The following is a 12,614-nucleotide window of genomic DNA, read 5'->3' on the forward strand; positions in this document are numbered from 1 at the left end:
AACTTTCGTTATCTTTCAGAAGCCTTATATGAAATAGGTGACAAGTTCTACATTCAATGGACGAAATCGTTACATATCAGTGGATAAATTCTATACAGGTCAGAAATTATGACCTAAAATAAATCCAAGTATAGCACACTGATCTGACGAGGGGAGACGTCTGATGAGCCAGCCACAGATAACGCTGAACGACCGGTTCGATCTTGAGAAAAACCCGGTTCTTCTGAATGGAACGCAGGCGCTTGTGCGCTTGATGCTGATGCAAAAGGCCAGAGACCGGCAAGCGGGCCTTAACACCGCGGGATTGGTCACCGGATACCGCGGGTCGCCTTTGGGGGCAGTGGATCAGCAAATGATGCGGGCCCAAAAGCCACTGGCCGAAAGCGATATCACGTTTCAATTCGGTTTGAACGAAGACCTGGCGGCCACCGCGCTTTGGGGCAGCCAGCAGGCGGGCCTGCGCGGCGACGGCAAATTCAATGGGGTCTTCGGGCTTTGGTATGGCAAGGGGCCCGGCGTTGACCGGTCCGGTGACGTCATGCGCCACGCAAACATGGCAGGGACAGCCAAACATGGCGGTGTGCTCATGGCGATGGGCGATGACCATACCGGCGAAAGCTCGACGGTGCTGCATCAGTCGGAATGGTCGCTGGTCGACATGTACATGCCGATCGTCAGCCCCGCTGGCGTTCAGGAAATCCTTGATTATGGAATTTACGGATTTGCACTCAGCCGTTTTGCGGGGGTCTGGGTGGGCCTGAAGACGATGAAGGACACGATCGAAGTCACCTCGGTCGTGGATGGAAGTCCGGACCGGATGCAAATGGTCATCCCAGAATTCGACATGCCGGAAGGTGGGTTGAACATCCGGTTGGGCGACACGCCGCATCTGCAGGAAACGCGTGTCATCGATTACAAAAGGTTCGCGGCCGAAACGTTTTCACACGCCAACAAGCTGGACAGGCGGATGTGGGGCAAACCCGGCGCCAAGATCGGTTTTGTCGCGGCGGGCAAGAACTGGCTGGACCTGACACATGCGCTTTCGCTTCTGAATATCAACGAAGCCGAGGCCGAGCGTCTGGGGATTACCACATACAAGGTGGGGCAGACTTTCCCGCTGGATATGGTCGGATTCCACGATTGGGCCGAGGGGCTGGACCTGATCGTGATCGTCGAAGAAAAGCGCAAGCTGATCGAGGTTCAGGTCAAAGAGGCCATCTTTGACGACCGGCGCGGACGCCGGGTCTATGGCTGGTACAAAGGCGGTGCCGGGACACTGCACCGCGAAGAACTGTTCCCGACGCGCGGTGCGCTTGACCCGATCATGATCGCTGAAAAGCTGGGCGAGATCCTGATTGAAGAGGGGCGCGAGACCGATGGTATCCGGGCCGGGCTGGCGTCTTTGTCAGAAGCGCGCCGGGCCGACAACGCACAGGAAATAGCCACGCGGCTTCCGTATTTCTGTTCCGGCTGCCCGCATAACAGCTCGACAAGGGTACCGGAAGGCAGCCGCGCCTATGCCGGTATTGGCTGTCACTACATGGTTCAATGGATGGATCGAGAGACGACCGGTTTCACTCAGATGGGAGGGGAAGGCGCCAACTGGATCGGCGAGGCTCCGTTTTCGACGACCAAGCACGTGTTCCAGAACCTTGGCGATGGCACGTACAACCATTCGGGCGTTCAGGCGATCCGGGCTGCATTGTCCGCAGGAACGAACATCACCTTCAAGATATTGTTCAACGACGCGGTTGCCATGACCGGCGGGCAGGACAATGAAGGCGACCTGACCGCCGAACGGATCGTTGCCGAGGTCAAGGCAATGGGTGTCCCAGAGGTAGCCGTGGTTTACGATGAAAAAGAGGACGTCAACTTCAAGGCTCTACCCGCCAGCGTTCAGACATACGAGCGTGCCGATCTCATGCAGGTGCAGGAGAAGTTTCGCGAGATCGAGGGCGTATCGGTCATCGTTTACGTACAAACCTGCGCTGCCGAAAAGCGCCGCCGCCGCAAGCGCGGTACATTCCCCGATCCCGACAAGCGCGTGTTCATCAACACCGATGTCTGCGAAGGCTGCGGCGATTGCGGTGTACAGTCAAACTGCGTGTCGATCGTTCCCAAACAGACCGAGCTGGGCCGCAAGCGGGCCATTGATCAATCGAGCTGCAACAAGGATTACTCGTGCTTGAACGGTTTCTGCCCGTCATTCGTGACGCTTGAGGGCGCGAAAATTCGCAAAGAGGCGACGACCGAAATTGATCTGCCAGATTTGCCAACACCAGATCTGCCGAAGATCACCGGCACGCACAACGTCGTGATTACCGGCGTCGGCGGTACGGGTGTCGTCACCATTGGCGCCATCCTTGCGCAGGCGGCGCAGATCGACGGAAAAGGCGCGGGCATGATGGAAATGGCGGGGCTGGCGCAAAAAGGCGGCGCAGTCCACATCCACTGTAGATTGGCCAACCGCCCCGAGGACATCAGCGCGATTCGCGTCGCCACTGGCGAGGCCCACGCGCTGATCGGTGGCGATCTGGTGGTCTCGGCCGGCGCAAAGACGTTGGGCCTGACGCGCACCGGACGTACGGGGGCCGTCGTGAACAGCCATGAAACGGTGACGGGCGACTTCACGCGTGATACCGAGTTCCGCATTCCGGCGGATCAGCTGGAACTGGCCCTGCAAGCGCGGCTGAAAGAAGATGTCTCGCTGTTTGATGCGAACGAACTGGCGCGCGCGGTGATGGGGGATTCAATCTATTCCAACATGATGATCTTTGGCGCGACCTGGCAGCGCGGGCTGTTGCCGGTCAGCCATCAGGCGATCTTTGAGGCCATCGAATTGAACGGCACGGCGGTCGAACGCAACAAACGTGCGTTTGATATCGGACGTTGGGCGGTTCTGCACCCGGAAGACGTGCAATCCATCCTTGCGCCGACCGTGGCCGAGATGCCCAAGACACTGGACCAAATCATCGCGTTTCGCGCGCAGCACCTGACGGAATATCAAAGCGCCCGGCTGGCCAGGCGGTACCGCAAGCTGGTGGACAGTGTCGAGGACGCGTATGTGCGCGAAGCGGTAGCGAAAGGGTATCACAAGCTGTTGTCATACAAGGACGAATACGAGGTTGCACGTCTTCTGCTGACCAGTCGGGAAAAAGCGGCGGCCGAGTTTGATGGTGACTTCAAGATGACCTTTCACCTTGCCCCGCCGATATTCGGCGGATCGGGTAGCAATGGCAGGCCGAAAAAGCGCGCGTTCAGCGAATCCATCCTGACGGCATTGAAGCTGTTGACCAAACTCAAGGCATTGCGCGGCACACCACTGGACATTTTTGGATATTCATCCGAACGCAAGATGGAGCGCGCCCTGATCCGACAGTATGAAAAGGACATGCGCGAGGTACTGCCCTTGGTGTCGCAGGACACCCGTGATGCGATTGCTGCCCTGGCTCGTTTGCCGCTGGATATCCGCGGATTTGGGCCGGTACTGCGGGAAAATGAGGCCAAGGCTGCGAAACGGCGAGAAGAGCTGCTGGCCGTCATCCGCAGCGGTGGGCCTGAATTGCAAGCTGCGGCAGAGTAATTCGTCACAAGGGTGTCACGATAGCTGGTCAAACCTGTTGCTTGTACTTATTTTGCGGGCAGCAAAACGGAGCCCTTCATGTCTTCTCGTCGTCATGTCGTTCGTGAGATCTCGTATGCGCATTCCGCCGAAACCAAGGGGGGGCGGTTGGTCATCAGGCTGATGGAGAACACCACGGGACGGTTGCGTCTGATCAAACGGGCGGACGGATACGAAAAAGAAGTCGCAAAGGGTCGGGATTTTTGGTCGGTCATGGTCGATCGCTATGGATTGACCTTGGATGTCGTTGGTGGCGCGCTGGCGAATATCCCCAAGGAAGGTCCGCTTATCCTGATTGCAAACCATCCATATGGAATTCTGGATGGGCTGATGATGGGGCATATATTGTCTCAGACCCGTGGTGATTTCCGAATTCTCGCAAATCGCGTTTTCCGCAAGGCTGAAGACCTGAACCGTATCGTTTTGCCTGTTTCGTTTGATGAAACGAAAGAAGCGGTGAAACTGAACCTGGATACGCGGAAGACTGCATTGAATTACCTTGGCGATGGCGGCGCGATCGGAATTTTCCCCGGGGGTACGGTCAGCACCGGCGTTAATCCGTTTGCCCATCCTATGGATCCGGGTTGGCGCGGTTTCACGGCCCGAATGGTGGCGAAATCCAACGCCACTGTCGTTCCGGTGTTCTTCGACGGGCACACGTCACGTCTGTTTCAGATTGCTAGCCATATGCACAACACCCTGCGCATGGGGTTGCTGATCAAGGAATTCAAAAAACGTGTCGATACTCCGGTCAAAGTGGTGATTGGCACGCCTATCGGGCGCGACATTCTGGATCCGCTGGGCCAGGATACGCGCAAGATGATGGATTTCCTGCGCAAAGCGACGTATGAGCTGTCTCCGACACCGCTGAAGTCTTATGACTATGGCTATGAATTTGAGGAACGGCATCGCGCCTGAAGGGGCTAATGGCAGTAGGTATCTTTGATTCCGGATTGGGCGGTCTTACCGTCCTGAGCGCCGCGCAGACACGACTGTCTGACGTTGATTTCCTGTATTACGCGGACAGCGCGCATGCCCCATACGGTGTGCGCGATGCCGAGGACATCTATCAGCTGACCCGAAAGGCCGTGCAGGACCTTTGGGATCGCGGCTGCAACTTGGTGATTCTGGCCTGCAACACAGCCAGCGCGGCGGCGCTGCGCCGGATGCAGGAAGAGGGCGTGCCCGAAGGCAAACGTGTGCTTGGTGTCTTTGTTCCCTTGATCGAAGCCCTGACCGAACGGCAATGGGGCGACAATTCCCCACCACGCGAAGTGGCGGTCAAGCATGTCGCCTTGTTCGCCACGCCCGCCACTGTGTCCAGCCGGGCCTTTCAGCGCGAGCTGGCGTTCCGGGCAATTGGCGTGGATGTCGAGGCGCAGGCATGTGGTGGAGTCGTGGATGCCATTGAAGACGGTGACATGATCCTGGCCGAGGCGCTGGTGCGCAGCCATGTGGAAGCCCTCAAGCGCAAGATGCCTGAACCGCAGGCGGCCATTCTGGGCTGTACGCATTACCCGCTAATGGCTGACGTGTTTCAGGCGGCATTGGGACCTGACGTGCAGGTCTATAGCCAGGGGGAGTTGGTCGCGGAAAGCCTTGCGGATTATCTGCATCGCCACCCCAACATGCTGGGTAGTGGCCCGGGAGGGTTCCTGACGACGGGGAAACCCAATGTGGTGAGCGATCGGGCGACACAGTTCCTCCGACGACAAATCACATTCGAGGCTGCCTGACTTCGGTCAAGGACGCGGCCGCTCTGCTTTCATTATTTCAAGACCGTCGCATCGGCGGTCGTAACATGTGACACACGTTGAGAAGAGGTCTGACATGACCCATAAAATCGCAATTCTGGGCGCTTCGGGTTATACCGGTGCGGAACTGGTGCGGCTGATCGCCGAACACCCTAACATGGAAATCGCCGCGCTGGCCGCCGAACGCAAGGCGGGGATGACCATGGCGCAGGTTTTCCCGCATCTGCGCCACATGGATCTGCCGGACTTGTGCAAGATTTCCGAGATCGATTTTTCCCGGATCGATCTGTGTTTTTGTGCCCTTCCGCACAAGACCAGCCAGGAAGTGATCAGTGCACTGCCCAAGGATCTGAAGATCATCGATCTGTCTGCTGACTTCCGGCTGACTGACCCGGATGAATATGAAAAGTGGTACGGAAACCCGCATACCGCGCTCGAGCAGCAGGAAGAGGCCGTTTATGGCCTGACCGAGTTCTATCGCGACGAAATCCGGGGCGCACGGCTGGTGGCGGGTACGGGGTGCAACGCGGCAACCGGTCAATACGTTCTGCGGCCGCTTGTTTCTGCCGGGGTGATTGATCTGGACGATATCGTGCTGGATTTGAAATGTGCTGTATCCGGGGCAGGGCGGTCGCTGAAGGAAAACCTGCTGCACGCCGAACTGAGCGAGGGCACCAACGCCTATGCCGTCGGCGGGACCCACAGGCATCTGGGCGAGTTCGATCAGGAGTTTTCCAAGCTGGCCGGTCGTGCGGTTCATGTGCAGTTCACTCCGCACCTGATCCCTGCAAACCGGGGCATTCTGGCCACGACCTACGTAAAAGGTGACCCGCTGAGCATCTATGAAACGCTTGCAAAGGCTTATGCGGATGAGCCTTTCATTCAGATGCTGCCGATGGGCGAGACACCATCGACCCACCATGTGCGCGGGTCCAACTTCTGTCATATCGGAGTTGTGGCAGATCGGATCGAACGGCGTGCGATCGTGATCGCGGCGCTGGATAACCTGACAAAAGGTAGCAGTGGCCAAGCCTTGCAGAACGCCAACCTGATGTTAGGTGAGATTGAAACCCGGGGCCTGATGATGGCACCGTTATTCCCGTGAGGACGGTATGAAAACGCTCAAGAAACGTCGCCGAGTACAAGTCATTCTGGTAGCTGTCGTTGCCTTGGTGGCATCGACGGCGTTGATTGGCTATGCCATGCGCGACGGGATCAACTTTTTCCGCTCGCCAAGCCAGGTGATTGCCGAACCACCCAAGCCGACCGAGGTCTTTCGGATTGGCGGCCTGGTCGAAGAAGGTTCGATCATCCGCGGGCAGGGCGAAACCGTACATTTTGTCGTCACCGACGGCGGCGAAAGCGTCAAGGTTTCTTTCACCGGGGTTCTGCCTGATTTGTTTTCGGAAAATCAGGGCATGGTCGGCACCGGACGTTACGTGAACGGCGTGTTCGAAGCCACGGAAATTCTTGCCAAACATGACGAAACCTATATGCCGAAGGAAGTCGTGGACGCGTTGAAAGAGCAGGGCGTGTACAAAGAGGCTGAAGAAAGCTGACCTGACCCACATTTGTGTTGAGGGCGTTGCGCGCGGGATGCAGGCAGCGCCCTCGGTCGTTCAGGCTTGTTAATTCTTTTTCGGGATCGTCAGCGCCATTCAACGAAATGAGGGCGCTATGCAAACGGTTCGGCAGATTGCCAATGAAATTGTGCGTCGGGAAGGCGGGTACGTGAATGACCCGGACGATCCGGGCGGGGCAACCAAATTCGGTGTCACCATCCATACGATGCGCCGGCTTGGATTGGACCTGACCGGGGATGGGCTGGTTGACGTGGCGGATGTCCGGGCGCTTACTCAGCGCGAGGCGGTCGACATCTTTGTTCAGCACTACTTTGAAAAGCCACGCATCGCGCTGTTGCCGGATGTTCTGCATGCCCCTGTCTTCGACATGTACGTCAATGCCGGTGCGCAAGCAGCAATAATCCTGCAACGGCTTTTGCGTGATATGGGGTTTGACGTCGTGGCAGATGGCGTGATCGGCGCGCAAACGGCACAGGCGTGCGAAGACGCGGCCCAACCAGACCCCAACGCGTTGCGCGATGCGTATGGCGTGGCGCGGCGGAACTATTACTTTCGGCTGGCCGACAAACGCCCGGCATCCAGAAAATACGCGCGCACCCGATCCGGTGGCAAAGGAGGCTGGATCAAACGGGCCGAAGAGTTTCTGTCGCCACGCTATCGTCTTACGGAAAGTGAATTCAAGGAAAGGGTTGCGGCATGGGGTTGATCTCGGGGGTATTGGCGCTGCTGTTTGGGGGCGGTCGCAACGCTGTGCGTGAGACGGTTGAAATATACCGGGAAAACGCCGAGTCCCGTGCCGAGCGCGCGACAGAGTTGCAAAGTCAGGCAATGACGCAGTTCGGCCGAGAGTTCGTGGTTCCTCAAAAAGGCCTGTTCGACCGCGTCATGGATGGCGTGAATCGGTTGCCGCGACCGGCGTTGGCACTAGGAACGCTGGGATTGTTTGTTGCCGCGATGGTGGATCCGCTGTGGTTCGCTGAACGCATGCAGGGCATTGCGCTGGTGCCGGAACCTCTTTGGTGGTTGCTGGGCGTGATTGTGTCCTTCTATTTTGGCGCGCGCCATCAGAGCAAAATGCAGGATTTTCAGCGGGATATAGGCGCAGCCATGCAGCGGTTGCCGACGGTCATGGGGAACATAGAAACAGTACGGGCCATGCGCAGCGACAGCCCGGGCGTCGCCGACCCCGGCCCTGATGGCAACCTGATACAGAACGCCTCGCGTCCTGATGCGAATCCAGCATTGACCGATTGGCGCAAACTTCGGGGGCTTTGACCCGCGACACTATGTGCCCCCGGATCGTGCGAAAGTTAATGGCCCCCGGTTCGGCCTCGCAGTATATTCCGGGGCATGATTACAGAGCTTGGCCACTTCGCCCTCATCCTCGCCTTTTTCGTCGCCATCGTGCAAAGCGTGGTGCCTCTGATCGGTGCGTCAAAAAACTGGACCGGCTGGATGGCTTTTGCCGAGCCTGCTGCCATCGTCCAGTTTCTGCTGACTGCATTTTCCTTCGGTGCGCTGATCTGGGCATTCATCGTGTCGGACTTTTCGCTGCGGATCGTGGTCGAAAACAGTCATTCGGCCAAGCCGATGATCTACAAGATCAGCGGGACGTGGGGAAACCACGAAGGATCGATGTTGCTTTGGGTGCTGATTGTCACGCTGTTCGGAGCGATGGCGGCGTTCTTTGGGGGCGGGTTGCCCCCAAGCCTGAAGGCGCGTGTGCTTGCGGTTCAATCTGCCATTGCCGTGGCATTTTTTGCTTTCATTCTGTTTACCTCGAACCCGTTTGACCGGCTGGCAATTGCGCCGTTTGACGGGCGGGATTTGAACCCGTTGCTGCAGGATCCCGGTTTGGCCTTCCACCCGCCATTTCTGTATCTCGGTTATGTGGGGCTGAGCATGGCGTTCAGTTTTGCCATCGCCGCGCTGATCGAAGGGCGTATCGATGCGGCTTGGGGGCGCTGGGTTCGCCCATGGACGCTGGCGGCCTGGGTCTTTCTGACCATCGGCATCGCCTTGGGGTCCTGGTGGGCCTATTATGAACTAGGCTGGGGCGGCTTCTGGTTCTGGGATCCGGTTGAGAACGCTTCTTTCATGCCGTGGCTCCTGGCGGCAGCGCTGCTGCATTCGGCAATTGTTGTTGAAAAGCGCGAGGCGCTGAAAAGCTGGACCATCCTGCTGGCAATCATTGCCTTCGGGTTTTCGCTGATCGGAACATTCATCGTTCGTTCGGGGCTGCTGACCTCGGTTCACGCCTTTGCCAATGACCCGGAACGCGGGGTGTTCATCCTGTTCATTCTGGTGGTTTTCATCGGCGGGGCGCTGACTTTGTTTGCCGCGCGGGCGCAGGCGATGGAGGCCAAGGGTGTTTTCGGCATGGTCAGCCGCGAAAGCGCGCTAATCGTAAACAACGTCCTGCTGGCGGTCAGTTGTTTCGTGGTCTTTGTCGGTACCATGTGGCCGATGGTGGCCGAGATGATGTTTGATCGCAAACTCTCGGTCGGAGCGCCGTTTTTCAACGCTGCATTCTCCCCATTCATGGTTTTGCTGGGATTGATCCTTCCCATCGGGGCCATGTTGCCGTGGAAACGCGGGCGGATTGGAAAAACGGCCTGGTCGCTGCGCTATGCCTTTGGTCTCGCCTTGGCGATTGCCCTGTTGGTTTGGGCGATGCAGACCGGCCGCAGCGCTTTGGGGCCGGTGGGTCTATTCCTTGGGGCGTGGATTACATTTGGCGCCATCGTTGATCTGTGGAGCCGTACGGGGCGCAATGGCAGCCTGAAACGCTTGTTCCGTCTGCCTGGGGCGGATTGGGGTAAAGCCGTTGCTCATACCGGGCTGGGTGTTACCATCTTTGCCATTGCAGGTCTGACTGCGTGGGAGGACGAGGATATTCGTGTCGCCCAACCCAACCAACCTTTCGAAGTGGGACAGTTCACGCTGACGCTGCAAGATGTCCGTCGGGTCGAGGGGCCGAACTATTTTTCGACTACGGCGGATGTTCTGGTTGAAAAGAATGGCCGTCCGATCGGGACATTGCACCCGGAAAAACGGGACTACCCCGTTGCGCGGATGCCCACGACCGAAGCGGCGATCGATTATCGTTTCCTCGGGGACCTTTACGTCGTGATCGGCGATCAACAGGCAGATGGTGGCTGGGTGATGCGAACCTATATCAAGCCGCTGGCAAACTGGATCTGGGGCGGCTGTATCCTGATGGCGCTTGGCGGTGTCCTGAGCCTGTGTGACAGGCGCTTCCGCGTGGCCGCAGGCGCAAGAAAAACCCCGGTCGGCGGAGTACCTGCGGAATGAAACGCCTTGTTCTGATTGTGATGATGTTCGCAACCCCTGTCTTTGCGGTGCAGCCTGACGAGGTTCTGGATGATCCGGTTCTGGAACAGCGTGCGCGGGATCTCAGCGCCGGACTGCGTTGCCTTGTGTGCCGCAATGAGAGCATCGACGAAAGCAACGCGGATTTGGCGCGTGATCTGCGCGTGTTGTTGCGGGAACGGTTGGTGGCTGGGGATACGGACGAACAGGCGATCGCGTTTATCGTTGATCGGTATGGCGAATACGTACTTCTGAAACCGACTGCCAGCGGCTCGAACCTGTTTTTGTGGCTGGCCGGGCCAATAATGCTGTTGATCGCTGCAGCGGTTGGGTTGAACTTTCTCCGTACCCGGTCCAAGGCCCGTGCGTCAGTGGACCCTGCCGCGTTGAGTGAGGACGAAAAAGAACGTCTGCGTCAAATTCTTGAAGACTGACGCGTGGTTCTGCTTTTCCCGTCCCGTCCGGGCCAGTAAGTGTGCAAAAACACATGGCGCGACGGGAGGGTTTTCATGAATTACGAAACGGTTGCTCTGGAGATTGCAGATGGTCTGGCAGTTCTGACGCTGAACAGGCCGGACAAGATGAACGCGCTGACCACCCAGATGCGGGCAGAGATTACGCACGCGATGAAAGATGCAGCGGTCAAGGCGCGCTGTGTCGTCATCACCGGTTCGGGCCCTGCGTTTTGTTCCGGGCAGGATCTGGGCGATGCCTCTTCGACCGGCAAGATCGATCTGGAACGGTCGCTGCGCGATGAATATGAACCGATGCTGGAGACGATCCACAATTGCCCGGTGCCCACGATTGCCGCGGTGAACGGACCGGCGGCCGGGGCAGGCGCGAACCTTGCCCTTTGTGCAGATGTGGTGATTGCCAGCGAAAGCGCCTATTTCCTGCAGGCATTTGCCCGTATCGGTCTGCTTCCCGATGCCGGGGGAACATGGTTCATGCCCCGTCAGATGGGGTTGGCCAAAGCAATGGGCGCGGCCTTGTTTGCCGACAAGATCACCGCAAAGCAGGCGGATGAATGGGGCATGATCTGGGAAGCCGTGCCGGATGACGCCTTCGCCGATCATTGGCGCAAGAGGGCAGAGTATCTGGCAAAAGGCCCCACGGCCGCCTATGGCGCAATCAAGCAAGCCATTCGCGGAACGTATGAAAACACCCTGCAACAGCAGCTTGCGACCGAGGCGCACCTGCAAGGCGAATGTGGCCGTTCGCGGGACTTTGCCGAAGGTGTTGTGGCCTTCATGGAAAAACGCCCTCCGAAATTCGAAGGGCGCTGATCAGGCTGGCATCATGCGCGGCGGCGGCGGCGTGTGCGGCGATCCGGTGCCGCATCATCGTCCGTCCCGTCCGAGGCGGATGTGAACGGACCCAGCGTATCAGTGATCTGATCGAGTGTCGGGCGTTCGCCACGAGGTGTGGTATCCAGCGCCTCACGCATCTTGCGCAGGTGGTCGGGCATGGTTCCGCAGCACCCGCCAATGATGGTAGCGCCGGCATCCCGCGCCATGGCGGCATACTGCCCCATCAGTTCGGGCGTGCCGTCATAATGGATGTGACCATCCACGTATTTGGGAATGCCTGCATTGCCCTTCGAAATCAGCGGGCGTTCAGTCCCTTGCGCGGCAAATCCCAGTACGGTGCGCAGAATGTCGGATGCGCCGGTGCCGCAATTCGCACCGAAAGCGATGGGAGGATTCGGCAGGGTTTCGACCAGTTGTGCCAGATCGGCCGAGGTGACACCCATCATCGTGCGTCCGGCCGTGTCAAAGCTCATTGTGCCGCACCAGGGCATGTCGGCCAGGGCAAAGGCTTCGGCGGCGGCGCGAAACTCTTCCGGGGCGCTGATGGTTTCCACCCACAGAACATCCACCCCACCTTCTTTCAGCGCTTCCGCCTGTTCGTGGAACATTTCCACGGCTTCCGCGTGCGACAGGCTGCCGACCGGTTCCATGATTTCACCAGTCGGGCCGACCGATCCTGCAACGACGACAGGTCGTCCCGCCTTGTCGGCGATTTCGCGCCCCAGCTCGGCGCCGATGCGGTTAAGCTCGCCCACGCGGTTGTGCGCGTCATGCAGTTTCAGCCGTGCCGCTGTGCCGCCGAACGTGTTGGTCAGGAACAGATCGCTGCCTGCATCAACCGACCCCTGATACAGAGCCCGGATCTTGTCCGGGGCATCCACGTTCCAGAGTTCGGGAGCGTCACCAGATTGCAGGCCCATGTTGAACAGATTCGTTCCCGTGGCACCATCGGCCAGAATGGCGTCATTGGATTCCAGAAGCTTGCTCAGCGCGTTTGTCATAGGGTTGTTCC

Annotated in this window: 11 protein-coding genes; 10 read left to right on the top strand and 1 reads right to left on the bottom strand. The window is 58.4% G+C overall.

Annotation, left to right across the window (positions count from 1 at the left end):
- The first annotated feature begins 163 nt into the window (after positions 1 to 163).
- The 10 genes from ACR3E6_RS12945 (at position 164) to ACR3E6_RS12990 (ending at position 11,578) form a co-directional block, all read left to right on the top strand.
- Positions 164 to 3,583, top strand: coding sequence for an indolepyruvate ferredoxin oxidoreductase family protein (locus ACR3E6_RS12945; protein ID WP_480487464.1), 3,420 nt, complete (start codon positions 164 to 166; stop codon positions 3,581 to 3,583).
- A gap of 78 nt (positions 3,584 to 3,661) precedes the next feature.
- Positions 3,662 to 4,540, top strand: coding sequence for a lysophospholipid acyltransferase family protein (locus ACR3E6_RS12950; RefSeq protein ID WP_480487466.1), 879 nt, complete (start codon positions 3,662 to 3,664; stop codon positions 4,538 to 4,540).
- A gap of 8 nt (positions 4,541 to 4,548) precedes the next feature.
- Positions 4,549 to 5,358 carry a glutamate racemase gene (locus tag ACR3E6_RS12955; protein ID WP_171632695.1) on the top strand — a complete coding sequence of 270 codons (810 nt, stop codon included), beginning with the start codon at positions 4,549 to 4,551 and terminating at the stop codon, positions 5,356 to 5,358.
- A gap of 94 nt (positions 5,359 to 5,452) precedes the next feature.
- On the top strand, positions 5,453 to 6,481 hold the full coding sequence (gene argC / locus ACR3E6_RS12960; protein WP_480487468.1) for an N-acetyl-gamma-glutamyl-phosphate reductase: 1,029 nt from the start codon (positions 5,453 to 5,455) through the stop codon (positions 6,479 to 6,481).
- Between the two features lie 7 nt (positions 6,482 to 6,488).
- Positions 6,489 to 6,935: a cytochrome c maturation protein CcmE gene (gene ccmE / locus ACR3E6_RS12965; protein WP_171116077.1), complete on the top strand. Its 447-nt coding sequence runs from the start codon at positions 6,489 to 6,491 to the stop codon at positions 6,933 to 6,935.
- Between the two features lie 118 nt (positions 6,936 to 7,053).
- The gene (locus tag ACR3E6_RS12970) at positions 7,054 to 7,665 is read left to right on the top strand and encodes a holin-associated N-acetylmuramidase (RefSeq protein ID WP_171632690.1); all 612 of its coding nucleotides are present in this window, start codon (positions 7,054 to 7,056) and stop codon (positions 7,663 to 7,665) included.
- Positions 7,656 to 8,234: a holin family protein gene (locus ACR3E6_RS12975; RefSeq protein WP_171632686.1), complete on the top strand. Its 579-nt coding sequence runs from the start codon at positions 7,656 to 7,658 to the stop codon at positions 8,232 to 8,234. The genes ACR3E6_RS12970 and ACR3E6_RS12975 overlap by 10 nt, the downstream gene beginning before the upstream one ends.
- Positions 8,235 to 8,309: 75 nt before the next feature.
- Positions 8,310 to 10,274 carry a heme lyase CcmF/NrfE family subunit gene (locus tag ACR3E6_RS12980; protein WP_171116071.1) on the top strand — a complete coding sequence of 655 codons (1,965 nt, stop codon included), beginning with the start codon at positions 8,310 to 8,312 and terminating at the stop codon, positions 10,272 to 10,274.
- Positions 10,271 to 10,726, top strand: a complete 456-nt coding sequence (locus ACR3E6_RS12985; RefSeq protein ID WP_480487471.1) for a cytochrome c-type biogenesis protein — start codon at positions 10,271 to 10,273, stop codon at positions 10,724 to 10,726. Before ACR3E6_RS12980 ends, ACR3E6_RS12985 begins: the two co-directional genes overlap by 4 nt.
- A gap of 75 nt (positions 10,727 to 10,801) precedes the next feature.
- Positions 10,802 to 11,578, top strand: a complete 777-nt coding sequence (locus tag ACR3E6_RS12990) for an enoyl-CoA hydratase-related protein (RefSeq protein WP_480487472.1) — start codon at positions 10,802 to 10,804, stop codon at positions 11,576 to 11,578.
- A gap of 11 nt (positions 11,579 to 11,589) precedes the next feature.
- Here ACR3E6_RS12990 and bmt read toward each other — a convergent pair whose 3' ends face one another.
- Entirely contained in the window at positions 11,590 to 12,603 is a 1,014-nt protein-coding gene (gene bmt, locus ACR3E6_RS12995) for a betaine--homocysteine S-methyltransferase (protein ID WP_171632672.1), read from the bottom strand.
- Between the last annotated feature and the right edge of the window lie 11 nt (positions 12,604 to 12,614).

The sequence above is a fragment of the Ruegeria sp. AL3 genome (genome assembly GCF_056536065.1).